This window comes from Microbacterium lushaniae (genome assembly GCF_008727775.1).
Lineage (GTDB): Bacteria > Actinomycetota > Actinomycetes > Actinomycetales > Microbacteriaceae > Microbacterium > Microbacterium lushaniae.
The window spans coordinates 378,759-399,662 of record NZ_CP044232.1; the positions used below are offsets into that span (position 1 = coordinate 378,759).

General features: G+C 72.9%; 24 protein-coding genes. 17 read left to right on the forward strand and 7 right to left on the reverse strand.

The annotated features are described in order from the left end of the window. The first annotated feature begins 20 nt into the window (after nucleotides 1-20). The 6 genes from F6J85_RS01790 to F6J85_RS01815 all read left to right on the forward strand — a co-directional run bounded on the left by F6J85_RS01790 (nucleotide 21) and on the right by F6J85_RS01815 (nucleotide 5,880). Nucleotides 21-998, forward strand: a complete 978-nt coding sequence (locus F6J85_RS01790; RefSeq protein WP_150923597.1) for a fumarylacetoacetate hydrolase family protein — start codon at nucleotides 21-23, stop codon at nucleotides 996-998. Next, entirely contained in the window at nucleotides 995-2,011 is a 1,017-nt protein-coding gene (locus tag F6J85_RS01795) for a cyclase family protein (protein ID WP_150923598.1), read from the forward strand. The genes F6J85_RS01790 and F6J85_RS01795 overlap by 4 nt, the downstream gene beginning before the upstream one ends. A 33-nt stretch (nucleotides 2,012-2,044) precedes the next feature. Then, nucleotides 2,045-3,178: an FAD-dependent oxidoreductase gene (locus F6J85_RS01800; RefSeq protein ID WP_150923599.1), complete on the forward strand. Its 1,134-nt coding sequence runs from the start codon at nucleotides 2,045-2,047 to the stop codon at nucleotides 3,176-3,178. Beyond that, nucleotides 3,175-4,197, forward strand: a complete 1,023-nt coding sequence (locus F6J85_RS01805) for an amidohydrolase family protein (protein ID WP_420846118.1) — start codon at nucleotides 3,175-3,177, stop codon at nucleotides 4,195-4,197. The genes F6J85_RS01800 and F6J85_RS01805 overlap by 4 nt, the downstream gene beginning before the upstream one ends. Continuing rightward, on the forward strand, nucleotides 4,194-5,174 hold the full coding sequence (locus F6J85_RS01810) for a fumarylacetoacetate hydrolase family protein (protein WP_150923600.1): 981 nt from the start codon (nucleotides 4,194-4,196) through the stop codon (nucleotides 5,172-5,174). Before F6J85_RS01805 ends, F6J85_RS01810 begins: the two co-directional genes overlap by 4 nt. Before the next feature lie 244 nt (nucleotides 5,175-5,418). Next, nucleotides 5,419-5,880, forward strand: a complete 462-nt coding sequence (locus F6J85_RS01815; protein WP_202980862.1) for an SRPBCC family protein — start codon at nucleotides 5,419-5,421, stop codon at nucleotides 5,878-5,880. Nucleotides 5,881-5,892: 12 nt separating this feature from the next. On the opposite strand, the gene F6J85_RS01820 is transcribed toward F6J85_RS01815, so the two are convergent. Together F6J85_RS01820 and F6J85_RS01825 are read right to left on the reverse strand one after the other, a co-directional pair. Beyond that, nucleotides 5,893-6,252: a DoxX family protein gene (locus tag F6J85_RS01820; RefSeq protein WP_150923601.1), complete on the reverse strand. Its 360-nt coding sequence runs from the start codon at nucleotides 6,250-6,252 to the stop codon at nucleotides 5,893-5,895. Nucleotides 6,253-6,353: 101 nt separating this feature from the next. Continuing rightward, a complete protein-coding gene (locus F6J85_RS01825; RefSeq protein ID WP_150923602.1) occupies nucleotides 6,354-6,941 on the reverse strand; it encodes a TetR family transcriptional regulator in 588 nt (195 codons plus the stop codon). Nucleotides 6,942-7,074: 133 nt separating this feature from the next. On the opposite strand from F6J85_RS01825, the gene F6J85_RS01830 reads away from it, so the two are divergent. Together F6J85_RS01830 and F6J85_RS01835 are read left to right on the forward strand one after the other, a co-directional pair. Continuing rightward, nucleotides 7,075-7,719 (forward strand): HD domain-containing protein, encoded by a 645-nt coding sequence (locus tag F6J85_RS01830; protein WP_191906709.1) that lies wholly within the window; start codon nucleotides 7,075-7,077, stop codon nucleotides 7,717-7,719. Between the two features lie 15 nt (nucleotides 7,720-7,734). Continuing rightward, entirely contained in the window at nucleotides 7,735-8,487 is a 753-nt protein-coding gene (locus tag F6J85_RS01835) for a TSUP family transporter (RefSeq protein WP_150923604.1), read from the forward strand. Between the two features lie 337 nt (nucleotides 8,488-8,824). Here the strand turns inward: F6J85_RS01835 and F6J85_RS17865 are convergent, their stop codons facing one another. The 3 genes from F6J85_RS17865 to merB form a co-directional block, all read right to left on the reverse strand. Continuing rightward, nucleotides 8,825-9,193, reverse strand: a complete 369-nt coding sequence (locus tag F6J85_RS17865) for a multicopper oxidase domain-containing protein (RefSeq protein ID WP_238707026.1) — start codon at nucleotides 9,191-9,193, stop codon at nucleotides 8,825-8,827. Next, nucleotides 9,184-10,386: a multicopper oxidase family protein gene (locus F6J85_RS01840; protein ID WP_238707027.1), complete on the reverse strand. Its 1,203-nt coding sequence runs from the start codon at nucleotides 10,384-10,386 to the stop codon at nucleotides 9,184-9,186. The genes F6J85_RS17865 and F6J85_RS01840 overlap by 10 nt, the downstream gene beginning before the upstream one ends. Nucleotides 10,387-10,455: 69 nt before the next feature. Next, nucleotides 10,456-11,100: an organomercurial lyase gene (merB, locus tag F6J85_RS01845; protein WP_202980863.1), complete on the reverse strand. Its 645-nt coding sequence runs from the start codon at nucleotides 11,098-11,100 to the stop codon at nucleotides 10,456-10,458. A gap of 238 nt (nucleotides 11,101-11,338) precedes the next feature. Here merB and F6J85_RS01850 point away from each other — a divergent pair, with 238 nt between their 5' ends. The 4 genes from F6J85_RS01850 (at nucleotide 11,339) to F6J85_RS18200 (ending at nucleotide 14,296) form a co-directional block, all read left to right on the forward strand. Then, nucleotides 11,339-12,370, forward strand: a complete 1,032-nt coding sequence (locus F6J85_RS01850) for an FAD-dependent monooxygenase (protein ID WP_202980864.1) — start codon at nucleotides 11,339-11,341, stop codon at nucleotides 12,368-12,370. Between the two features lie 92 nt (nucleotides 12,371-12,462). Further along, on the forward strand, nucleotides 12,463-13,647 hold the full coding sequence (locus F6J85_RS01855) for a sensor histidine kinase (protein WP_150923606.1): 1,185 nt from the start codon (nucleotides 12,463-12,465) through the stop codon (nucleotides 13,645-13,647). A gap of 32 nt (nucleotides 13,648-13,679) precedes the next feature. Beyond that, complete coding sequence (locus tag F6J85_RS18195) at nucleotides 13,680-13,958, forward strand: response regulator (RefSeq protein ID WP_338037110.1); 279 nt, start codon at nucleotides 13,680-13,682, stop codon at nucleotides 13,956-13,958. Beyond that, entirely contained in the window at nucleotides 13,886-14,296 is a 411-nt protein-coding gene (locus F6J85_RS18200) for a LuxR C-terminal-related transcriptional regulator (protein WP_338037097.1), read from the forward strand. The genes F6J85_RS18195 and F6J85_RS18200 overlap by 73 nt, the downstream gene beginning before the upstream one ends. Before the next feature lie 25 nt (nucleotides 14,297-14,321). Here F6J85_RS18200 and F6J85_RS01865 read toward each other — a convergent pair whose 3' ends face one another. Then, nucleotides 14,322-14,936 (reverse strand): GNAT family N-acetyltransferase, encoded by a 615-nt coding sequence (locus F6J85_RS01865; RefSeq protein WP_191906710.1) that lies wholly within the window; start codon nucleotides 14,934-14,936, stop codon nucleotides 14,322-14,324. A gap of 200 nt (nucleotides 14,937-15,136) precedes the next feature. Between F6J85_RS01865 and F6J85_RS01870 the strand changes: the two genes are divergently transcribed. The 3 genes from F6J85_RS01870 to F6J85_RS01880 all read left to right on the forward strand — a co-directional run bounded on the left by F6J85_RS01870 (nucleotide 15,137) and on the right by F6J85_RS01880 (nucleotide 18,198). After that, a complete protein-coding gene (locus F6J85_RS01870; RefSeq protein WP_150923608.1) occupies nucleotides 15,137-17,101 on the forward strand; it encodes an ABC1 kinase family protein in 1,965 nt (654 codons plus the stop codon). A gap of 89 nt (nucleotides 17,102-17,190) precedes the next feature. Further along, nucleotides 17,191-17,646, forward strand: a complete 456-nt coding sequence (locus F6J85_RS01875) for a hypothetical protein (protein WP_150923609.1) — start codon at nucleotides 17,191-17,193, stop codon at nucleotides 17,644-17,646. Between the two features lie 81 nt (nucleotides 17,647-17,727). Then, a complete protein-coding gene (locus tag F6J85_RS01880) occupies nucleotides 17,728-18,198 on the forward strand; it encodes a hypothetical protein (RefSeq protein WP_150923610.1) in 471 nt (156 codons plus the stop codon). A 31-nt stretch (nucleotides 18,199-18,229) separates the two neighbouring features. Here the strand turns inward: F6J85_RS01880 and F6J85_RS01885 are convergent, their stop codons facing one another. Beyond that, nucleotides 18,230-19,033 (reverse strand): tyrosine-protein phosphatase, encoded by an 804-nt coding sequence (locus tag F6J85_RS01885; RefSeq protein ID WP_150923611.1) that lies wholly within the window; start codon nucleotides 19,031-19,033, stop codon nucleotides 18,230-18,232. Nucleotides 19,034-19,146: 113 nt separating this feature from the next. On the opposite strand from F6J85_RS01885, the gene F6J85_RS01890 reads away from it, so the two are divergent. Continuing rightward, nucleotides 19,147-19,728 carry a flavin reductase family protein gene (locus F6J85_RS01890; protein ID WP_150923612.1) on the forward strand — a complete coding sequence of 194 codons (582 nt, stop codon included), beginning with the start codon at nucleotides 19,147-19,149 and terminating at the stop codon, nucleotides 19,726-19,728. Between the two features lie 31 nt (nucleotides 19,729-19,759). Further along, entirely contained in the window at nucleotides 19,760-20,770 is a 1,011-nt protein-coding gene (locus tag F6J85_RS01895; RefSeq protein ID WP_238707028.1) for a Gfo/Idh/MocA family protein, read from the forward strand. Nucleotides 20,771-20,904 lie beyond the last annotated feature (134 nt).

Sequence of the window (20,904 nt, forward strand, 5' to 3'; positions counted from 1 at the left end):
GGGCCGGCAAGGAGAATCCGATGACGAAGACGTCCAGCGGCCTGACCGCACCCTTCGCCCTGGCCCGCGTCGACGAGGGCGGGCGTGCGTGGCCGGCCCTGGTCGCCGGCGACCGCATCCGCCCGCTGACGCCGGCCGAGCTCGGTGCCGACGACCTCAACGCCTTCTTCGCCGATCCGGATTGGGGCCGGTTGGGCGCGCTCGCCGAGGAGGGGGGCGAGGGATGGCGTCCGCTCGAGCAGGTGACGCTGACCGCGCCGGTCGAGCCCCGGCAGGTGCTGCAGGCCGGCGCCAACTACCGCACGCACGTCGTGCAGCTGATCGTGGCCGGGCTGACCAAGGGCGACGCGGCGCGCGACCCGGAGGAGGCGCGCGCGCACGCGGAGCGGATCATGGATGCGCGGGCCGCGAGCGGGCGGCCGTTCGTCTTCATCGGCTTGCCGCAGTGCGTCGTGGGCGATGAGGTGCCGCTCGAGCTGCCCGCGTACAGTCAGACGCACGACTGGGAGCTGGAACTGGCCGTCGTCATCGGGCGCCCGGGATTCCGGGTCGACCGGGAGCAGGCGATGGAGCACGTGGCCGGGTACACGATCGTCAACGACATCACGACCCGCGACCTCCTCTTCCCCGCCGACGTGGGCGACATCGGGGCGGACTGGTACCGCGCGAAGAACGCCCCCGGGTTCCTGCCCACGGGCCCCTTCCTCGTTCCGGCCCCGTTCGTGGATCCGTCGGACCTGCGTGTGCGGCTCGAGCTGAACGGCGAGGTGATGCAGGATGCGACCACGGCAGAGCTCATCTTCGACGTGCCGTCGCTCGTGGCGGGCGCGTCGCAGACCGCGCCGCTGAATCCGGGCGACCTCCTGCTGACCGGAAGCCCGGCCGGCAACGGCCAGCACTGGAAGCGATTCCTGCGCGACGGGGACGTCATGACCGGCTCGATCGAGGGCCTCGGTACCCAGGTGGTGCGCTGCGTGGCCGAGGGCGGTGCGCGATGACCGCTCAGGGGGTCGTGGCCGAGCCGTCGGAGAACCCGGCGGATCTTGACCGAGGCAACCCCGAGGGCGAGATCGCCGCGCGGGCCGATGCCTACCGCAACTGGGGCCGCTGGGGTTCGGACGACGTGCTCGGCACGCTGAACTTCATCGACGAGCGCAAGCGCGCGGACGCCGCGCGGCTCGTCTCGGCGGGGCGCGTCATCTCGCTGTCGCAGAACTTCGACACCGACGGCCCCCAGAAGGGGTGGCGCCGGCGCATCAACCCCGTGCACACGATGACCGACACGGGAACCGATGCCGAGCGTGGCACGCAGGGCTTCCCGCACGGCATCGGCGGCGCCGACGACTACGTCACGATGCCCCTGCAGTGCTCGACGCAGTGGGATGGGCTCGGGCACATCTTCGACCACGGCAACGCGTGGAACGGTCGCCGGGCGGGTGATGTCGTCACCAGCGACGGCGACCTGGTCACCGGCATCGAGCATGCCCGCGACGTCATCGTCTCCCGCGGCGTGCTGCTGGATCTCGGCCGGCACCTCGCTCCGGAGACGGGAGAGCTGCCCGACGGCTACGCCATCACCGCATCCGAGCTCGACGCGTGCATCGCCGCGCAGGGTGCCTCCAGCGCCGTCGGCCGAGGCGACATCGTCCTGGTGCGCACCGGCCGCTACACGCGCGCACTCCGCGAGGGCTGGGGCGAATACGCGGGCGGCGCGGCCCCCGGCCTGTCGCTGACGACCGCCGGATGGCTGCACCGCACCCAGATCGCCGCCATCGCCACCGACACCTGGGGGTTCGAAGTGCGCCCCAACGAGTTCGACGCACCCGCCTTCCAGCCCCTCCACCAGATCGTGATCCCCAACATGGGCCTCACGATCGGCGAGATGTGGAACCTCGACGAACTGGCCGCGGCGTGCGTCGAACTCGGACGCTGGGAGTTCCTGCTCTCGGCGCCGCCGCTGCCGATCACCGGCGCCGTGGGGTCTCCGATCAACCCCGTCGCTCTCCTCTAATCCGCCACGATCCAGAACAGAGAGGTTCTGAACATGACCGCAGTGAGCAAAGTCGCCGTCGTCGGCAGCGGGATCGCCGGCCTGGCCGCCGCCATCCAGCTGGCCAAGGCCGGCGTCGACGTGGACGTCTTCGAGGCCAAGCCAGAGCTGACCGCACTGGGCTCCGGCATCTCCCTGCAGGGCAACGCCCTGCGCGTGTTCGACGCGCTGGGCGCGTGGGGCGACATCCGCGCCGCCGGGTTCGCCTTCGAAGGCCTCACCCTCCGCGCGCCCGGTCCCGACGCCCCTGTCGTCGCCGAGCTGCCCGACGTGAAGACGGGCGGCCCCGATTACCCCGCCGGCATGGGGATGCCGCGGGCCGAACTCGCCCGCATCCTCCTGGCCCACGCCGAGAAGGCGGGGGCGAGGATGCACTTCGGGGTGAAGGCGACCGCGCTCGAGCAGTCCGACGCATTTGTGGAGCTGTCCGTCGATGGAACACGTGCGGGGGAGTACGACCTCGTGATCGGGGCCGACGGGCTGCACTCGACGGTGCGCGAGCTGATCGGGATCGACGTCGAGCCGCAGCCCACCGGCATGGGCATCTGGCGGACCTTCGTCTCCCGTCCCGACGAGGTGCAGCGCAGCGAGCTGTACTACGGCGGACCGGTCTACATCGCCGGGTACACCCCGACGGGGGAGGACTCGATGTACGCGTTCCTGGTGGAGAAGGCGCAGGACCGGTCGGGCGTGAGCGACGAGGAGGCGACCGGCATCATGCTGGCCGAATCGCGCGCCTACGGGGGGCCGTGGAACCAGATCCGGGGCGACCTGGAGCGGGGCGCGCGGGCTCACTACACGTGGTTCACGCACCACATCGTCCCCGCTCCCTGGAACCGCGGGCGCGCCGTGATCATCGGCGACGCCGCCCACAGCTGCCCGCCCACGATCGCGCAGGGCGCCGCGCAGGGGCTGGAGGACGCCTTCGTGCTCACGCAGCTGCTCACCTCGCGCGACGAGCTCGACCAGGACCTGTGGGACGAGTTCCACGCGCGGCGGATGCCGCGGGCGCAGGCGGTGGTCGAGGCATCCGTCCAGCTCGGTCAGTGGCAGATCGACGGTGACCGCGACGCGGATGCCGGCGGGCTGATCTTCGGCATCGCCCAGAAGATGGCGCAGCCGGCATGATGGGCCATGTCGACGGCGTCACCGACGTGCACGCCCACGTTCTGCTCCCCACCCTCCACGCCGAGGTCGAGCGTCGCGTTCCCGAGCTGGTCGCCGAGGCGGCCGCGCTGGAGCTGCGCCGGCACGGCGCGGCCAGCCAGGCCGTGTCGGGCCCGATGGTCGGCGCCCGCATCCCGAAGCTGACCGACGTGGCCGTGCGCCTGGCCGACATGGACGCGCAGGGCGTCGAGCGGCAGTGGGTGAGCGCATCGCCGAACCACTTCTACCCGTGGGCGCCCGAGGGGCTGGCCGTGTGGGCCGCCGGCGAGGCCAACCGCCTCATCGCCGAGCACGTCGCGGCAGCGCCCGATCGCCTGATCGGCCTCGGCCTCGTGCCGCTGCAGCATCCCGAGCGCATCGTGGAGTACCTCGATGACGCCGTGCTCGGCCGAGGCCTGGCGGGCGTGGAGATCTCCTCCTTCGCCGGTGACGTCGAGCTCTCGGACGAACGGCTCGAGCCCTTCTGGGCGCGGGCTGCCGAACTCGGGGTCGTCGTCTTCCTGCACCCGTTCGGATGCAGCCTGGACGAGCGACTCGACCGGTTCTACCTCGCCAACACGGTCGGGCAGCCGACCGAGAACGCCGTGGCCCTGTCGCACCTCATCTTCGCGGGCGTGCTGGACCGCCACCCCGGGCTCCAGCTCGTCGCCGCTCACGGCGGCGGTTACCTGCCGACGGTGATGGGCCGATCCGACCATGCGTGGCGCGTGCGACCGGACGCCCGCGGCTGCGCGCATCCGCCCTCGACGTACCTGCGCAAGCTGTGGTTCGACACGGTCGTGCACGATGCCCGCACCCTGCGCGCCCTGATCGAGGTCGCCGGAGAGGACCGCGTCGTGCTGGGCAGCGACTACCCGTTCGACATGGGACTGGACGATCCGGTCGCCACGATCCGTGCGGCGGGACTGCCCGACGAGACCACGCGCCGCATCCTGGCGGGTAACGCCGCCGCGCTGCTGGAGAGCAGGAGGCACGCGTGAGGATCGCCCGGTGGCGCGACGGCGCCGACGTCGCAGAGGGGTTCGTGGAAGCGGATCAGGTCATCCCCTTCGCCGACGGGGAGAGCGTCGCGAGCGTCCTCGCCGGGGGCCTGGATGCCGCGCACGAGCTGCATGCGCGGACGCTGCGCGAGGTGAGCAGACGTCGACCGCTGTCGCAGGTGCGCCTGCTGGCACCGGTGGCGCCCCCGTCGGTACGCGACTTCGTGACGTTCGAGGAGCACGTGGAGGGCGTGAGTGCCGGTGTGGAGGGCAAGAGCAACGTCCCCGCCGAGTGGTACGACGCGCCCACGTTCTACTTCACCAATCCGCACACCATCCTCGGTCCCGGCGAGCCCGTGCGCCCGCCGGCCACCGAGAGGCTCGATTTCGAGCTCGAGCTCGCCGCCGTCATCGGCGGGGTGCCCGGCTCGGACGGCACGAACCTCGGCCCCGAGACGGCAGCGGGGCACATCTTCGGGTACACGATCATGAACGACTGGTCGGCCCGTGACCTGCAGGCCCGCGAGATGAAGGTGCGCCTCGGCCCGTGCAAGGGCAAGGACTTCGGCACGAGCCTCGGTCCGTGGATCGTGACCGCCGACGAGCTCGTGCCGTTCCTCGACGACGACGGATTCCTCGCGGTGCGAGCGGAGGTGCGCGTCAACGGCGAGCTCATCGGCGAGGACCTCATGTCGAACATGGGCTGGCCCTTCCCCGAACTCGTGGCCTACGCATCCCGCAACTCCCGCGTCGTGCCCGGCGACGTGCTCGGCTCGGGCACGGCCGGAAACGGCGGATGCCTCGGCGAGCTGTGGGGGCGCAACGGCGAGCTGTCACCGCCTCCGCTGGCCGAGGGCGACGTGGTCGCCATGCGCATCGAGGGCATCGGCGAACTCACCGCCGCCGTCGGAGCCGCCGTCGACGGTGGACCGATCGCGGTCGCCCGCCCGCGGCCCAGGCGCCGTCAGCGGGCGTGACGACACCGTCGCCTCACTGCGCGCGAACCAGTCGCTGACGACGATGCCGCCCGAGCCCCGCGGGGTGTCATCGCACGGCGTCGACGGCTCCGTCGCCTCGCGTCGACAATCCTCCGTCCTCTCCTGCCCGGCACCCCGATGACTGGCTGTATTCCGTCGGTGTTCATCCCCCGATCGTCTGGCGCCGGTGCGGCGGCGTCCCGTACGCACGTATGAGTGAGGAATGGACAGAGGAGAGGTCGGGATGAGTGCTGCAGGTGACCTGTCGCTGCCCCGCATCGATGTGAACTCGGTGCGCGTGAGCGCGTCGGCCGAGCGCGTGTGGGAGGCGCTCATCCAGAGCATCCCGGCCGCGCTGGCCCTCCCGTCGCCGTACCTGCGCCTGATCGGGGCGGATCCCGGGGCCCCGGTCGGGGCCATCCCCGCCGTCGGGTCGGCCGTCCCCGGCTTCGCCGTCACCGACGTGGTGCCCTCCCGCAGCCTGACCCTCGCCGGCCACCACCACTTCTCGAGGTACGAGCTGCGGCTCACGGTGGAACGGGCCCCGGCCGGCGCACTGCTCTCCGCGCACACGAGCGCGGAGTTCCCTGGCTTCCTGGGATGGGGCTACCGGCTCCTGGTGATCCGCTCGGGGGCGCATCGTGTCATCACGCGTCGGTTCCTCGAAGGGATCGCCCGCAGGGCGGCCCGGCCGCCTCGGGCCTGACGCCGGGGGCGGTCAGAGCGCGAAGCAGAAGACGAAGGTCGCCACGCAGATGGTGAGCATCCCCAGCGCGTTCAGATAGAAGTCGCGCCCGAGGTACCTCGCGCGGATGTGCATCGCCACCGCGACGGCGAAGTACAGCACGAGGGCGCCGGAGGTGACTGCGCCGAGGTAGGGGATCCAGATCCCGGCGATGAGCCCCGCGGCGGCGGCGAACTTGATCGGCGGCATCAGCCGCCAGTACCGGCGCGGCCACTTCACGCCTTCCAAGCAGCGAGCGATGAAGCTTGCCGGCCGAAGGCACATCAGGCCGTCGACCAGCTGGATCGCGGCCAGCACGATGACCGGCCACACCGGATCAGGCAGAGTCCACATCACTTTCCTCACGTCGGGTTGCCCTACCATACCGTATGGTATGGAGAATGGACAGGGGAGAAGGCCGGCACGGCGGATGCGGCCCGGCCGCCGCATCCGGCTCACCCGCGCGGCGCGGAACCCGGTGCGTCGGGAACGAGCGGGAGGAGCAGCTCGAACAGCCCCTTGAGCTCCTCGGCGTCGATCGGCGGCATGGCCATGGCCCCGCCGACGGCGACCAGGTAGGGCAGCAAGGCGGCGGCGTGCGCTCGGTCATCGCTGTCCACCAGCGGACGCCACACGCTCTGCAGAGCGCGGACGCGTGCCTCGTCGACCCGCGCCTGAACGGCGCGCGCCTCCGCATCGGTCGTCGCCCACGCGCGCACCGCGACCTCCAGCTGCGGGCGGTACAGGCCGGCGTCGTGCGGCTGGATCAGCGCGGTGAGCCGAGCGAGGACCTCGCGCGGCGCGACACCGGTCGCCGATTCGCCCTCCCCGGCGATGGCGTTTTCCAGGGCGTCGATGCAGAGGCGCTCGAACCGCTCGAGCACCGCACGCTTGTACCCCTCGGCACCCTCGAAATGGTGGTGGAACGAGCCCTTCGACAGTCCGATGCGCGCCGCGACCCGATCGATGCGCAACCCGGCGGCGCCCTCCTCCGCGAGGACTCGCAACCCCTCGTCCAGCCATCGATCCCGTGCGGCGCTCATCGGGCGACCGTACCATCCGGTACGGCACGGAAGGGAGCCGCATCGCCGCCGGTCGTACATCCACTGCCAACCTCCGTCGACGTCGCCGGGAGACGCTATCGGGGCACCCATGCGCGCGGATAGCATGCCCGCCATGACACGACCCGACCACCCGCAGCGGCCCCACGCCGCGGCCGCGACGGCGAGCGTCACCGACTTCGGGTGGACGCCGGTGATGCAGGCGGCGTGGGATCACGTCCGCACTCACGAGGAGGCGGCGATCTTCAACCACAGCGTTCGCGCCTATCTGCTCGCGCAGGCCCAGGCATCCGAGACGGATGCGGCGCCGGACGCCGAGACGCTGTTCCTGGCCTGCATCTTCCACGATTGCGGAACCGCCGCCGTCGACCCCGGCCCCGAGCGGTTCGAAGTGGAGGGGGCGGATGCCGCAGCCCGGTTCCTGGCGGACGCGGGCTGGGATGCCGAGCGCATCGACGAGGTCTGGCAGGCCATCGCGCTGCACACCACGCCCGGCATCGCCGAGCGGAGAGGGCCGGTGCCCCGCCTGACGCGGCTCGGTGTGCTCGCCGACTTCGGCGCCGGCGCCGTCTCACCCGCCGTGCGGCGTGACGTGGAGCGCGAGTATCCGCGCCTGGAGATCGAGCGCGTGCTGAGCGACGCCGTCGTGCGCCAGGCCATCGACCGGCCGGAGAAGGCACCCTCCGGTTCGTGGGCCGGGGCGATGAGGGCGGCCTTCCTGGCCGATCCCTCTCGCCCCGGCCTGAATCCGGCCTTCTGACCGCCCTCGCATCCCATGGACGTCCTCGGTGCGGTGGCCCTGTGCGTCCTCGCTCTCCTGGGCGCGGGCCTGCAGCGGATCTCCGGCATGGGATTCGCCCTGACGGTGGCGCCGGTCGCGGTGGTCGTCGCCGGGCCGGCCGGCGGGATCGCGGTCGTCAACGCGTGTTCGGCCCTCCTGGCCGCGGTGCTCACGGTGCACCTGTGGCGCGGCATCGACCGACGCCGTGCGACGGTGCTCATCTGCTCCGGCGTCGTGGGCGTCGGCGTCGGGGCTCTCATCACGCGCGCCGTCCCGGGGGCGTGGCTCGAGGTCGTCATCGGGCTGCTCGTGATCGTGTCGGTCGTGCTGGTGAGCCGTCCGCGGGTGCGGATGATGCGCGCCCGCGCCGGTGGGACGGCCGGCGCGGGGGTCGCCAGCGGGATCATGAGCATGACGGCCGGGATCAGCGGGCCGGCGCTGGCGCTCCACGCCGTCGCCACCGGGTGGGAGCCGCACCGCTTCGCTGCCACCGTGCAGCCGGTCTTCCTCGCGCTGGGCACCACGTCGTTCGCCGCGAAGGTCCTCGTTCCCGCCGGCGCGCTCGAGGACTCCGTGAACTGGGCGCTGCTCGCCGCCGTCGCCGCCTCGGCCCTGTGCGGCGCCACCCTGGCCGCAGCCATGGCGCGCGTCATCCGCGCGGCCGTCGCCCGCCGCATCCTGCTCGCGGTGAGCACGGCGGGCGGGGTGCTCGTGCTGGTGCGCGGCGCCCTCGCGCTCCTCGCGTGACGCCGTCACCGCCCGCGTCGGGACACGCCGTCACGCCGTCGCGCGGCGGGAGGCGGCCAGCCAGGCCGCCAGAGCCAGCAGGACGGCCCCGCAGACGCGTTCGATCCACACCGCCCCCGCGGCGTCTGAGCAGACGGATCGCCTGCGCACCGATGAGGGCGTACCCCAGCATGCCCGAACCCCGCGGATCGGCAGCCGGGTCGCCGTGCAGGAGGCTGCCTCGGGCGATCAGCATGCGCAAGCCCAGGAAGACGAGGTAGGCGACGCCGATCCACTTCACGATCGAGAACGCGGCAGCAGCACCGTGGGGCCGGGGGTGGCGATGGCCAGACCTCCCTCAGTGCGAGGCATGGCCTCCGGATCCGACCCTGCCGCCGTCGCGGCTGGGCTCTCCGTCGCTCACGATGAACTGCGACATGAGTCCCTCGTCCTCGTGCAGGAGGAGGTGGCAGTGGATCATGTACGGATGCTCGTCGTCGGCGTAGTCCTCGAACCGCATGATGATGCGGTACTGCCGACGCGGCTCCAGGTAGATGGTGTCCTTCCACCCGAGCAGTTCGGCGGGGGGCTGCTCGCCGTCGATGTCGAGCACCTGGAACTGCACGTCGTGCACGTGCCAGTTGTGCGGGAAGAGGTCGCGATTGGTGACCTCCCACACCTCGGTCGAGTCGACCTGCATCACCTCGTCGATGCGGTTCATGTCCATGCGCCGGCCGTTGATCTCACGGTTCTGCACTTCGAAGGTGCGCTCGGTGTCGGCGTCGGAAGCGTCCAGCCGGGGGATGTCGGCGAACTGCGCCGCGAGGGGCGGCGACGGGGTGAGGGTCGCCGCCGCGCGGACGCGCAGGACGTCGAACGTGTCATCGCCGCCGTAGGCGGAGGGCAGGGCGACATCCCCAGGTCCGGGGGGAACGACTGGAGCATGGCCTCGGTGCCGGCCTCGACCGACACGACGATCTCTGCGCGCTCGCCGGGGGAGAGGCGCACGTGGTCGGTCTCGTGAGGGGCCGCCAGCAGGCCGCCGTCGGTGCCGACGAGGGCGAAGGAGCGGCGGTCTTCGAACCCGAAGTCGTACGTGCGGGCACTGGATCCGTTCAGCAGCCGTAGCCGCACTCGTTCGGTGGTGGCATCCAGGACGGCGCCCCACGCTCCGTTGGTGAGGACGACGTCGCCGAGCACTCCCACCTCGTTGCCCTGGGCGTCGAGCTGGAACTGCCCGTCGTCGAGGAACTTCTTGTCCTGCACGATGACCGGGATGTCATCGACCCCGTACTCGGAGGGAAGACCGAAGTCCTGCTCCTCGGCGCTGTCGATGAGGAACATGCCCGCCAGTCCCCGCAGCACGTGGTCCTCCGTGCTGCCGTGGGGATGCGGGTGGTACCAGAGGGTCGCCGCTTCCTGATCGATGCGCCACGTCGGACGCCACTGGTCGCCCGGCTCCACCATCTGGTGCGGGCCCCCGTCCATCGCCGGCGGCAGGTGCATGCCGTGCCAGTGCACCGTGGTGGCTTCGGGCAGGTCGTTCTGCACCTCCACGGCCACCTCCTCGCCCTGCTGCGCGCGGAGGGTGGGGCCGAGGAAATCGCCGTTGAACCCCCACGTCGGGGTGGTGCGCTCGTCGTGCAGAAGCTGGCGCGATCCCTCCTGCGCCGTCAGGGAGAACACGCGCACCCCGTCGACGACCTCCGATTCGGCAAGCGGGGGGATGGGGAGTGCCGTGTCGAAGGTCGGCGGCCCGTCGGGCACGAACGCCGGGCCGCTCGAGGGGAAGGAGGGAAGCACCGAGCACGCGGTGACCGTCGCCACGGCGGTGAGCAGGGTCGCGCCCGCCAGCAGCACCGGGCCGAGGATGCTCCGGCGGCGACGGGAGACGGTGATGCGGGCAGCGCGGGGTTCCATGCCGCCACGGTAGGTATCCGCTCACCGCGACGCGTCCGGCGTGGATCGACAGCTGGCGTCGCCCGGCGTCTACATTCGCCCCCGCAGGGATGCGACGTAGGCGGGGGGCATGCCCACCTCCTGGAAGTAGCGCGCCGAGGCGGCGATGTCGCGGCGCTCGTACGGCGAGTCCAGCCGGCCGTCGTACCAGTGCCGCGCCAGCCGCCACAGCGTGGGGATGTCCACGACCGTGTCCGCCGGGATCCCCGACGTCGCGCTCCAGCGGTCCACGCATCCCCTCCCGCAGAACACGCGCTGCAGACTGCACGTGCGGATGACGTCATCCCACGCCGAGGCCGCGGGGATGGGGAAGGCGACCACCTGATCCCCCGGCGGAGGCGCCTGCCGCTCGACCACCCACGCGTGTGCCGCCCCGCAGGCCGGGCACGCGGTGGCCACCAGCGCGCGCGGCTCGCGGTCGACGAGCTGGGGGATCGCGAACGCGTCCCACGCGCACCCGCCCCACCACAGCGTGTGCGCCCCCTTCACCGAGAAGCCGAAGTCGCGCGATGCGAAGGGGTGCGCCAGGACGATCCCGCCCTCGTCCCGGACGATGTGATGGGCGTCCGCCAGAACGCGCAGCCCTTCTTCCAGCCACCGTGCGGAGCGGCCGGTCGCCCTGCGGAGCTCGTCGTCGCCGGGTGCGCGACCGCGTGCGGCGAAGGAGTCGTACACGGCGCGACGTAACGACTCGTGCTCGGGGCTCAGTGACACGGGTCCTCCTCGTGCCCGGCACGCTACCCCCGGGTGCGCAGCCGGCGCCACGCCCCGGAGCGACACGTCAGGTCGGCCCCGGTCGACCTCGGGCGTGCCCGGTTGTCGAGCGGTGACGACTGCGCGGCGGGCGACGCCGGGGCTAGCCTGCGCGCACGCCGAGGCATCCGCGCGGCGGATCTCGGGAAGGGAATGCGCCGTGCCGTCACCGCTGCGTCCACACCGCGCCGTCGTGGCCGGAGCAGGCATCGCCGGTCTCGCGGCGGCGAACGCGCTGGTCGCCGACGGGTGGGAGGTCGACGTGTTCGACCGGGCACCCGCGCTTCGGCGCGGAGGGACGGCCCTGGGGATGTGGCCCTCCGCCATGGCGGTCTTGGATCGGCTGGGGGTGGGGGCGGCGGTCCGCAGTCACGCCGTCGAGGTGCACGGCGGGGCGATCCTCCGGCCCGACGGCGCGACGATCGGGCGCATCCCCGCTGGTCGGAGCGCGCATCTGGTCTCGCGCGCACGGCTTCTGGAGACGCTGCACGACGCGCTGCCGGCCGGCACGGTGCGCTGGTCCCGGCCCGTGGAGGCCGGCGAGCACTTCCCCGGCGCCGACCTCGTGGTCGCCGCCGACGGCATCCACAGCCGGCTCAGAACCGGACACTGGGCGGATGCGGCGGCTCGGCCGCTGGGGACCGTCGCGTTCCGCGGCGTCGTGCCGGGGCATGTCGACACGGTGACCGAGACGTGGGGGCGGGGGGCGATGTTCGGCATCACGCCCTCCAGCGACGGAATGGTGAACTGGTTCGCGTGCCTGCACCCCGACCGCGTGGACCCCGGGGCATCGAGCCCGACGGCGCTTCTTCGGACGGTCTTCGCGTCGTGGCATGCGGCGATCGGGGGTGTGCTGGCCGCCATCGCCGACGACGGGGTCGACCGGCGCGATCTGTTCGATGTGCGCGTGCCGGGGCGGTTCGCGCGGGGAAACGTGGTCCTCGTCGGGGACGCGGCGCACGCGATGGCGCCGAACCTCGGTCGCGGCGCCTGTGAATCTCTTCTGGACGTGTGGGCGCTGTCCCGCAGCGTCTGCACCGACGGGATCGAGACCGGACTGCGGCGCTACGACCGGATGCGGCGGCGCCGCGTGCAGCGGATCGTGACGGCAGCGCGCCTGGTCAACCGCGTCGCCACGGCGCAGCGGCTGCTGCCCGTGCGCACGCGCGCGGCTCGCCTGCTGCTGGCATGACGTTCGGCCGAGCGGCGAGCCGGCTCGAGCATCGCCGGGGATGTCGCCCGGGAACGACACACGAGCCGCACCGATCGCCCTACGATCTCAGCATGTCGCGCACCGCCGTCGACGTGGAAGACGGGGCCGCCCAGCCGGCGCCGTGGGTCCTCGACGTGCTCCTGGCGGCGGCGGTGACCCTCACGATCTCCCTGATCATCGCCTCGAACGCCGGCGGCGGCACCTCCTCCGGCTGGGCGTACCTGTGGGCGATCGGCCTGGGTGCGGTGCTGCTGCTGCGCCGGCAGCATCCCGTGCTGGTGGTGGTCGTCACCGTGGTGGGGGTGCTCGCCTATCACGCCGCCGGTAACACCCCGATCGGGGTGGCGGTCCCCCTCGCCGCCGCGGTCTTCTCCGCCGCGAGCCTCGGCTGGACGCGGGTGTCGGCCGCCGGTTCGGCCGCCATCCTGGGCGTCTCCGTGGGCTACCGGCTCTGGGAGGGTCAGGACGCCGCCTTCGTGGTGCTGTACGAGCTGCCGCGCGAGGCCATCCTGCTGGCCGGGGCGGTCGCGTTCGGCTACAGCGTGCGCTCGCGGAGGCTGCTGCGGCGGCAGGCGGAGGAGATCGCGCGGCTGACCGCAGAGCGCTACGCGCGCGCCGCCGACCAGCGCGTGCTGGCCGAACGCCTCGCGCTCGCCCGCGATCTGCACGACACCGTGGGGCACTCGCTCACGGTCATCGGCTTGCACACGCAGGTCGCGCAGGAGGCGCTGCCCACCGACGAGAGCGCCGTCGCACGCGCCCTGCGGACGATCTCGGACACCACCGCCGACACGTTCGCCGACCTGCGCAGGACGGTCGCGGGCCTGCGCAGCGACGAACCGGCCGCGCGGTCCCCCCGCGCGCTGTCCGACCTGGAGACGGCGATCGCCCCGGCCCGGCAGGCGGGCCTGGAGGTGTCGGTGGCCGTGTCGGTGCCGACGAAGCTGGCCCAGGTCGTGGAGACCGCCATCTATCGCGTCGTGCAGGAGTCCGTCACCAACGTCGTGCGCCATGCCGACGCGAGAGGAGTGGCCGTGGAGATCCGTGAAGAGGAAGAGGGATCGTCGGTGTCGGTCGCCGTCGTCAACGACGTGCGGCGCCGCCCGGGGCGGGAGCCGAGCGCGGCGAACGCACCGGGCAACGGCATCATCGGGATGCGCGAGCGGGTGGCGCTGCTGGGCGGGACGTTCACCGCGGGCCCGGAGGACTCCGGTTTCGCCGTGCGTGCGCGCATCCCGCTGGAGGTGACGTCGTGACCTCGGTCGTGCTGGTCGACGACCAGGACCTCGTGCGCGCAGGGCTGAGGGCGCTGCTCGCGCGGGATACCGGCATCGAGGTCGTGGCCGAAGCCGGCGACGGACGGGCCGGAATCGAGGCGGCTCGGAGGTACCGCCCCGACGTGGTCCTGATGGACCTGCGGATGCCGCGCATGGACGGTATCGCCGCCACCCGGGAGATCCGGGGGACGAGCGCCTGGCCCGTACGCGGGTCGTCGTGCTCACGACCTTCGACGACGATGCCGACATCGTCGAGGCCATCAGGGCCGGGGCCAGCGGTTACCTGCTGAAGAACGCGCCCGCCGAAGACCTGCGGGATGCCGTCGAGCGGGCCGGGCGCGGGGAATGGCTGCTGTCGCCGTCGGTGACGCAGCGCGTGATGAAGCTCGTCGCGGCGGGGCAGGCCGCCCCCACCCCCGACCCGCGCCTGGCGTTCCTGAGCGCCCGCGAGATCGACGTGCTCACGCGGATCGGCCACGGCGACACGAACGAGGAGATCGCCGCAGTGCTGCACCTGAGCCCGTCCACCGCACGCACCTACGTCAGCCGCATCCTCGCCAAGATGGGCGCGCGCGACCGGCCGGAGCTCGTCGTGATCGCCCATCGGTCGGGACTCGTCCTGGACTGAAGCCCGACAGGCCGGCGCGAGCAGGCTAGTGCGACGCCGGCCGGCGCAGGAACCAGCAGGGAACGCCGAGGACCTTCTCCTCCGCCACCACCACATACCCGAATCCGTTGTAGAAGGGCACCGCTTCGGGGCGATCGGTCTCGAGGTAGCCCACCGCGCCCACGGCGTCGAGGGCGGCGGTGTGCCTCAGCAGCAGGAGGGTCCCGAGGCCCTGCCGGCGCATGCCGGCGTCCACCGCGACGGGCCCGAGATGGACGTGCGCCTCGTCCGGGTCATGGGCGGCCCACCCCGACTGCCAGGCCACCAGGCGGGAGAGGACCCGGGGCCCCATCCGCAGCGCGGTCAGGGCCAGCCACGCGCGCTCGCCGGCCGTCGGGCGGCACCGCCCGGGCGGGGTCCATCCGGCCACGGCGACCAGATCGTCGCCGCTGAAGGCGCCTTCCATCCGGAGGCCGTGGCGGCGCGAGAGCATCGTCCGCATGATCGCCGTGTGACGGCGCTCGCGCGTGCGCCGGCCCTCGCCGTAGACGGCGCGGTGGATCGGGTTGTCGGACATGCCGACACCGAGCAGCTCGGCGGCGTGATCCGCGTCTCGTTCGACGAGTTCGCGGACCACGAGATATCGGTGCAGCGCGGTCATTCCCACCTCCGGGGTTCCTGGGCTCCGATTGTGGACATCCCGCGCGCCCGAGCACGGCCTGCTCCCGGCGACGGATGCGACGACACGGAGCGAGAGCGGAGTCGTCCGGCGGCGACGACCGCTGTCGCGCCCGGCGGCTACCGCGCCCGGCGGAGGGGTGCGCACGATGGCCGCTCGCATCGAACGAGAGGGAACTCCCCATGGCCACCTGGTTGCTGGCGGCCCTGCTGACGTGTGCGTTCATCGTGGGGCTGTCCCTGCTCGTGCGCTGGATCCTGGGCGTCCCGGTGAGGTTCCTCCGCAGTGTCGGGGCCGGCATCGCCGCGTCCTTCGTCGTGCTCCCGCTCGTGTTCGTGACCGTCGGCGCGGTCGGAGGGGTGGATCTGCCGGCGCTGGCCGACGGGGACCTCGCCATCGGCGAGACGGCGACCGTGCTGCTCGCACTGGTGTGGGTGCTGTGCCTGTCGGCGGCCCTCCTGGTGTCGGCGGAGCTGTTGCGGCCCTCGGCGTCCACGCCGGGTCTGATCGCCGTGGCGCGCAGCGCTCGCGATCGCGCTCGCCGTGCCGCGCGATACGTGGAGGTGACACGCATCGCGCTGCGGCACGGGCTCGGTCCGCTGCTGCAGGGCAGGCCGGCGGGTGCGGGCGAGCTGGCGCCGGCGCTGGTGGCCGCCCTCACCGAGGCCGGTGTCGTGTTCGTGAAGTTCGGGCAGGCCCTGGCCGCCCGCCGCGACCTGGTTCCGGCGTCGCTGGCCGATGGCCTGACCTCGCTGCAGGCCCAGGTCCTCCCCGAGCCCTGGCCCGTGATGGAGCGGACGCTCGCCGACGAACTGCGCCGCCCGATCCCCGACGTGTTCGCACACGTCGAGCCGGTGCCGGTGGCCGCGGCATCCGTCGGTCAAGTGCACGCCGCCACCCTCGTCACCGGGGAGCACGTGGTGGTGAAGATCCAGCGCCCGGACACCGCGCGGCAGGTCGACATCGACGTCGACATCGCGCTGCGCCTGTGCGCCCGCATCGAGCGTCGGTCGGGTCTGGCCCGGCAGGCGGGGCTGCTCCGGATCGCGCAGGACCTCACCGCTCTCCTCCGCCAGGAGCTCGACTTCACCGTCGAGGCGGCGAACCTGCAGCTGCTCACGGCCGCCGGCGAGGATGCTGCGACGGCGCCGGTCCTGCCGCGGCTGTATCCCCAGGCGAGCGGCCGACGCGTCCTGACGGTGGAAAGGCTCAGCGGAGCACCGCTGGCGGCCCGGCCGCCGGCCCTGGCGGCACTCGCACCGGAGGCGCGGCGGCGCGCGGCGGTCGGAATCGTCGACGGCGTGGTGACCCAGCTGCTGGTGCGCGGCATCCTGCATGCCGATCTGCATGCCGGCAACATCATGCTCCGCGACGACGGCACGGTGGGGCTGATCGACTTCGGGTCGGTGGTCGTGCTCGATCGCGAACAGCGCGACCTGCTGACGGCGCTGTTCGCCGCCTTCCGTGCAGAGGACGCCGCATCCGCCGTGGCGATCGTCCGCCACCTCTCGCCCGCCGCGGACCGGGCGGCGGACTGGGAGCTGCGGCGAGACATCGGCCGGCTGTTCACGATCGGCGCCGTGAGCACCGACACGCACGTGCTGATCGACGGGCTGCTTCGCATCCTGCGCCGGCACGGGGTCGCGCTGCCGGGGAATCTGGCTGCCGCGATGCGGTCGCTCGCGACGCTCCAGGACGCGGTCGAGGTGCTCGATCCGACGTCGGATTTCGCGTCGCTGTTCCTGGAGCGGGCGCACGTGCTCACGACCGCGCAGCGCTCAGCCGAACGGCTCCGGCTGGAGGCTGCCTCGCGCGGCCTGGCGATGATGCAGATGCTGCGCCGCGCGCCCGACCGACTCGACCTCCTCCTCGACGCCCGTGTCAGGGGAGCAACCGACGGAGGGCGGCGGGAGGCCGCCCTCCGTCGGTCGTGGCTGGCGCGTGCCGGCGCCGCGATCGGGGGAGCGGCGTTGACCGGCGGTGTGGCGCTCGCGGCGCTCCTGCTGCTGCTCTCCGGCGGCGGGCCCGTGCTTCCGCCCGGAGTGCCGCTGCTGCCGTTGATCGGTGCGGCACTGTGCCCGATCGCCCTCGTGGTCGGGTTGCGCACCTCGCTGGCGGTGCGCAACCTCGGCGCCGAACCGGCCTGACCATCGCGGGCGGGATGTCGAGCGAAAGCGACTTCGGATCGCGCCTGTGGGCTGGTGACCGGGCCGACCCGGCCTCCTAGCGTGGCGCCATGCTCGATTCATCCCACACCGGTGCTCAACCGCCGCGCCGTGCACATCGCCCCATCAGCTGGCTCGCCGTGATCGGATTCGGCGCGCTCGCCCTCCTCTGGCCGCTGCTGCGGATCCTCGGCCTGGAGTCCGCGCTGGGCGACCCGGTCGCCGGCATCCTCACCGCCGCGATCGTCCTGGCGGCGTGGATCCTGGGCGCCGGCTTCGGCGACGTCCCCCGTCCGGTGGCGACCCTCGCCCTCTCCGGCATCGTGTTCGCCGTGCTGCTCCTGCTCACCTCGCTCCTGCTCGGCCTGTGGCGCGGAGCCGGTGTCGCGCCGTTCGTCTTCGGCGTGCTCGTCGAAGCAGGCCTGTGGGGAGGGCTCGGCGCGCTCGCGGGACTCGCTGCCGCCGGCATCCAGCGGGCCCGCCGGCGTGGTGGGGCGCACCCGACGGCCAAGCCGACACGGCGATGACGGCGCTGTCGTCCGAATGCGATCACGGTTGTCGCCCCGGGCAGGGCGAGACGCAGCATCCGCTCCTCCTACCGTGACGCCATGACCCAGAACCCGCAGACCTCGCCCTCGATCGCGCGCCGCAGTCCCTTCGGGATGCCGGTGCTCGCGCTGTTCGGCCTCGCCGCCCTCGCCCTGCCCCGCGTGATCCTCCACGACCTCCGCCTCATCGACCCGGGCGGCGTGCTCACGTGGATCCTCGCCATCGGGCCGATGATCGTCTGGATCGTCGTCGCCGTCGTCCGACGCGTGCCCAACCCGTTCCTGACGCTCCTCCTGGTGGGGGCGATCTACGGCGCGCTCTCGGTGATCATCCACCAGCTCCTCTGGGTGAACGCGTACGCGGGGGATGTGCCCAGCATCGGCGGGCCGGCCGCTACCGTCGTCGCGCGCGTGGCGGCCGTGCCCAGCGGCCTGATCACCGGCGCCGTCGTGGGCGCGATCACCGGGCTCATCGCGTGGGGCCTCAGTGCCCTCACCCGCAGCCGGGGAGGCAGCCGCAGCCGCTCCTGACAGCTCGGCTCAGCGGCTGCCGCTCCCCCCGTCAGCCGCTGAGCCGGGCGCGCAGGGCCGCCAGCTCGGCGTCGGTGAGCCCGCCCTGCTGCAGATACGCGGCGGATCCGCCGCGCGCATCCACCCAGGCCAGCGCCTTCTCGATCGCCTCGGCCGGCGTGCCGGCGACGAGTTCGCGGATCTGGTCGGTCACGGTGACGCCGAGCGCCTGGACCATCGCGAACATCCGCTGCGCCCACGGGCCGTTCAGGTGCTCCTGCGACGCGTGGTAGTCGGCGACGACGGCCGCGCGCTCGACGCCCACGGCGTCCAGGATCAGCGCCGTGCCGACGCCGGTGCGGTCTTTGCCGGCGGTGCAGTGCACGAGCACCGCCGTGGGCGGGTCGGCCGTGGCCGCACTCACCAGGCGTGCGAGCTCGGCGAACGTCGCGGCCGCGTGCTCGAGCATCTCGACGTACACGTCTCCGAGCGGGGGGATGAGTGCGAGCGCGGCCTCGGCGGTCGCCGCCAGCACCGCGGGGTCGGTCCCTGCCGCCACGGCCTCGGCGCCCTGCTGGGCCAGTCCGACCAGCGCGCCCTCGGTGACCGGCAGCTCCACGACGCGGAAGGGGCGCGAGGAGGGGAGCCGATCGGGGGCGAGCTCCCGTTCGAGCGGCGTGCGCAGGTCGACGACGACCCCGATGTCGGTGGCCGCCAGCACGTCCAGAGCCTCCGGGGTGAGGCCGCTCAGCGCGTCGGAGCGGTAGAGCACGCCGAAGGGCGTCGCGCCGCCGCCGGCCAGCGCCATCCCGCCGGTGTCCCGGAAGTTGAAGGTTCCCGCAAGCTCACTGGTCACCGCGTCAGCCTAACCATCGCGTCTGTGCGGCCCCTGTCGGGAGGGGTTCAGCAAACGGCGGCGACAATGGTGGGGGGCGACCGATGGGCGGTCGCCCGTCGAGGAGATCTTCCATGCCCCAGGCCGGCGTCTCGCAGCCCCCTCTCGCGCGCCACTCCCTGAACCTCGTCCCCGAAGGGACCGAGCCCTCGCTCGCCGCCGACACGTTCAAAGCGGCCTTCCGCGAACATCCCGCCGGCGTGGCCGTCGTGACAGCGGATCCCGGTGAACACCCCGTCGCGATGACCGTCAGCTCGCTGGCGTCGGTGAGCACCGAGCCGCCCCTGCTGGTCTTCTCCGCCTCCGTGCTCTCCTCCAGCACGCCCGTGCTCGAGGACGCCGAGACGGTCGTCGTCCACTTCCTCACCGACGAGCAGCTGTGGCTGGCCAAGCTGGGCGCCGACAAGGGCGCCGACCGCTTCGCCGACGCATCCGCGTGGCAGCGCCTGCCCACCGGGGAGCCCCTGTTCCCGTCAGCCTTCGCGTGGATCCGGGGACGCGTGGCGCACCGGCTCGAGGCGGGCAACTCCATCCTCTACGTCGTCCACGCCCTGGAGGCGAGCGTGCCGGGGGATGCCGCGCACGCGGGCGACCCGCATCCGCTCGTCTACCACGACCGCACGTGGCACCGCCTGGGCCCCTGGTCGGCGATCTGACGGGGCCGGCGTCCCGGCTACCATCGGCACCGTGACCAGCACGACAGCACAGCGCACCCGGTGGGCCATCCTCGGGCCCGGAGCCATCAGCCGCGACTTCCTGGCGGGCCTGCACGCCTCCCGCTCCGGGATGCTCGCGGCGGTGGGCAGCACAGACCCCGGCCGCGCCGAGCGCTTCGCCGCCGACGCCGGCGCGCCGTTCTCCGGGTCGTACGACGAGGTGCTCGCGCGGCCCGACATCGACGCCGTGTACGTCGGCACGGTGCACACGACCCACGCCGACCTCGCCATCCGCGCGCTGGAGGCCGGCAAGGCCGTGCTGTGCGAGAAGCCGGCAAGTCCCACCGCCGCCGAGGTCGACCGCATCCTCGCCGCCGCGGAGGCGGCCGACCGGCCGTTCGTGGAGGCGTACAAGAACCGGTTCGGACCGTGGGCCGACGCGCTCCGCCAGGTGCTCGCCGACGGCGCGGTCGGTCGCCCGGTGCGGGTCGAGGCGGCCTTCGGATTCGACGCCGGCACCCGCAGCGGGCGGCTGTTCGATCCGGCGCTGGCCGGCGGCGCGATCCTCGACGTGGGCTGCTACCCGGTGTCGCTCGCGGTCGAGGCGGCGTCCGCCTCCCGCGCCGTCGCCCCCGACGCCGTCGTGGTGGCCGACGCCGCCGGTGAGCTCGTGGGTGGCGTGGACGGCGAGTCCCGCGCGCTCATCCGCTTCGGCGCCGTCGAGGGGGCGCTCGCCACGTCGATCGTGCGCGATCTTCCCTCCTCCGCCGTCATCCACTGCACCGGGGGCGCCATCGAGCTTCCCGACGCGTGGGGCGGCCGGGCGGAGAGCCCGACGACGATCGTCGTGCGCCCCGCCGAGGGTGAGCCCACCGTCGTGTCGGTCAGGGCCGTGCAGCCGATGGCCGCCGAGGCCGATGCCCTCAGCCGCGCCCTCGCGGAGGGCCGCCGCGAGGCGCCGGAGATGCCGTGGGCGCACACCCGCGCCGTCGCCGCGGCGCTCACGGCCTGGCGCTCGCGCATCGTCCCCTCCGCACCCTGATCGCCTGCCCCACCACGTTCGCGCCTGTTCGGTGCATCCGCCACACTTCAAAGCGGCGCGGATGCACCAAAATGGCGCGGACGTGGGACGCGTGGCTGGGCGGACGCGCGCCCGGATCTCCTGAGTTCTGACGG

Excerpts from the sequence above, each read along its gene's own strand:
- F6J85_RS01790 (WP_150923597.1), top strand. The coding sequence starts at position 21 with ATGACGAAGACGTCCAGCGGCCTGACCGCACCCTTCGCCCTGGCCCGC.
- F6J85_RS01795 (WP_150923598.1), top strand. The coding sequence starts at position 995 with ATGACCGCTCAGGGGGTCGTGGCCGAGCCGTCGGAGAACCCGGCGGAT.
- F6J85_RS01800 (WP_150923599.1), top strand. The coding sequence starts at position 2,045 with ATGACCGCAGTGAGCAAAGTCGCCGTCGTCGGCAGCGGGATCGCCGGC.
- F6J85_RS01805 (WP_420846118.1), top strand. The coding sequence starts at position 3,175 with ATGATGGGCCATGTCGACGGCGTCACCGACGTGCACGCCCACGTTCTG.
- F6J85_RS01815 (WP_202980862.1), top strand. The coding sequence starts at position 5,419 with ATGAGTGCTGCAGGTGACCTGTCGCTGCCCCGCATCGATGTGAACTCG.
- F6J85_RS01820 (WP_150923601.1), bottom strand. The coding sequence starts at position 6,252 with ATGTGGACTCTGCCTGATCCGGTGTGGCCGGTCATCGTGCTGGCCGCG.
- F6J85_RS01825 (WP_150923602.1), bottom strand. The coding sequence starts at position 6,941 with ATGAGCGCCGCACGGGATCGATGGCTGGACGAGGGGTTGCGAGTCCTC.
- F6J85_RS01830 (WP_191906709.1), top strand. The coding sequence starts at position 7,075 with ATGACACGACCCGACCACCCGCAGCGGCCCCACGCCGCGGCCGCGACG.
- F6J85_RS01835 (WP_150923604.1), top strand. The coding sequence starts at position 7,735 with ATGGACGTCCTCGGTGCGGTGGCCCTGTGCGTCCTCGCTCTCCTGGGC.
- F6J85_RS17865 (WP_238707026.1), bottom strand. The coding sequence starts at position 9,193 with ATGGACATGAACCGCATCGACGAGGTGATGCAGGTCGACTCGACCGAG.
- F6J85_RS01840 (WP_238707027.1), bottom strand. The coding sequence starts at position 10,386 with ATGGAACCCCGCGCTGCCCGCATCACCGTCTCCCGTCGCCGCCGGAGC.
- F6J85_RS01855 (WP_150923606.1), top strand. The coding sequence starts at position 12,463 with ATGTCGCGCACCGCCGTCGACGTGGAAGACGGGGCCGCCCAGCCGGCG.
- F6J85_RS01865 (WP_191906710.1), bottom strand. The coding sequence starts at position 14,936 with ATGACCGCGCTGCACCGATATCTCGTGGTCCGCGAACTCGTCGAACGA.
- F6J85_RS01870 (WP_150923608.1), top strand. The coding sequence starts at position 15,137 with ATGGCCACCTGGTTGCTGGCGGCCCTGCTGACGTGTGCGTTCATCGTG.
- F6J85_RS01875 (WP_150923609.1), top strand. The coding sequence starts at position 17,191 with ATGCTCGATTCATCCCACACCGGTGCTCAACCGCCGCGCCGTGCACAT.
- F6J85_RS01880 (WP_150923610.1), top strand. The coding sequence starts at position 17,728 with ATGACCCAGAACCCGCAGACCTCGCCCTCGATCGCGCGCCGCAGTCCC.
- F6J85_RS01890 (WP_150923612.1), top strand. The coding sequence starts at position 19,147 with ATGCCCCAGGCCGGCGTCTCGCAGCCCCCTCTCGCGCGCCACTCCCTG.